The sequence below is a fragment of the Limosilactobacillus antri DSM 16041 genome (genome assembly GCF_000160835.1).
Taxonomy (GTDB): domain Bacteria; phylum Bacillota; class Bacilli; order Lactobacillales; family Lactobacillaceae; genus Limosilactobacillus; species Limosilactobacillus antri.
Genome location: NZ_GG700743.1, coordinates 1 through 1,768, shown reverse-complemented (window position 1 = coordinate 1,768; position 1,768 = coordinate 1). Strand labels below are relative to the sequence as shown.

Genomic DNA, 1,768 nt, shown 5'->3' with positions numbered 1-1,768 from the left:
AAAAGTTCCTTGAATAAAAGAACCGTTCGGAATTTCATTTGAAATTCTGAGCGGTTCTTCCTTTTTCTAAAACTATTTCCAAAAATTGTCGGCCTTCCGGCCATTTTCTTCATATTCAATGCCATTAAGGCAATTCCCATTTGTCTTTTGGCTTTCTTAAGACCACGTACCGTGAATCTATTGAAACCCAAATAAGCTTTCAAATTTCCAAAAACAGTTTCCACATCGTATTTACGACGAGAATAAGTATTGGAATTTGAAAGCGACTCACGCGCTTTGGCTTTAAAGTACTCCCATTGTGGATTAATCATAATATATTTGGTATTTCCACGTGGCGTTAATGCTTGGGGGATAACTTGATGATTTTCATTGTACTTTTCAGCTTGGTAAACTTTGAAATCCCGACGGAATTTATACTTGTCATTTCGATAAGCGTATCGTTTAAAATTGAATCGAACGCCGTCTGGATTGACATAATAATCATCATCTTCATGGTATTCCCAATTCATTACTTTTCGATCGTCAGAACACCACTTACGACTATTCTCTTTAATCATGGTGCTGTAGGGAATTAGTGCAGTGTGGCCAGGCAACTCATCTTCAATATATTTATAATTACGTTCAGAACCGTAGCCGGCATCCGCCACAATTACTCGTCCTAAAACTCCGTTCTGGGCGAGTAATTTAAGGAACGGAATTAAAGTTCTTGTGTCAGTAGGATTCTGCATCAGGTCATAACCAAGCACAAATTGTGAATTAGTCATAATTTGAAGATTATATGCCGGTTTAGTTTGCCCATTACGCATGGGGTCTTCTTTAACCCGCATAAAAGTGGCATCATGATCGGTTTTAGAATAGCTATTCCGCGGCCCGGCAATTTGAGCCTGAGTACGGTATTCTAAGTTCTTTTGGCGACAATGATCTAATGCGTGAAGATACTTTTTGGCATGACGCCGTTCCTGCTTAGCTGGGTTAGGCGAAACCTTTGCGGTTTCGCTTACTCGTTGATTCAATTCTTCAATTCGTTGTTCGAGAAGGGCAACGATAGTATCAAGCTGGTCAATATTAAAGCTATCCCCGTTAACATTGATTTTAACCTCAGCTTGCTTGATTTCTTGAAGCAGTTTCCGGGCCTTTTCGATGTTTAATTCACTATATTTAATAGTCCGCTTCTTCCAGACGAAGGAGTACTTATTAGCATTAGCTAGAATTTTGGTTCCATCAATAAACGAGGCCTCATCAATCATTCCATGAGCCTTTAAGTAATCGTGGAAGTCCTTGAAGCCGTTTTGGATCATTTCTTCTAAATCTGGTGAGACAACAAAGCGAGCAATAGTGCGGTAAGTTGGCTGTTGTTCTTGAGTCAGCCATCTCGCGACAAGATTTTCTCGTGCAAAACGTTCAATTTTTCGACAAGAAATAACGCCATAACTGTAAGCTAAGAGAACTAATTTTAATAACATGCGTGGATCATATTCTCTTGGCCGACCCATGATATTGGGCTTTTGAATGGCGAGGCCCTCAACTAAGCGATTAATATAGCGAGCTGGGTGATTTAATTCAGGTTCATAAGCAGTAGATATGTTCAAACTAAGTTGATTAATGTTATAATTAAGATCCAATGTTTTTATATCCTTTCGAGGGTATTTTTGGAGGCATCGACGGGCTGGTCGATGTCTTTTTCTTTTACTAACATTTATTTTAAAGGAAAACGGAGTTAAATGAAATCCGAAGATTTCATCTAACTCCGCTTATTATTAGGGACTTA

General features: G+C 38.8%; 1 protein-coding gene. It reads right to left on the bottom strand.

Annotated elements, in window-relative coordinates; all coding sequences use genetic code 11:
* Positions 1-1,622, bottom strand: a 1,622-nt coding sequence (locus HMPREF0494_RS10640) for an IS1182 family transposase (RefSeq protein ID WP_040459101.1), incomplete at its 3' end; no start/stop codon positions are given.
* Between the last annotated feature and the right edge of the window lie 146 nt (positions 1,623-1,768).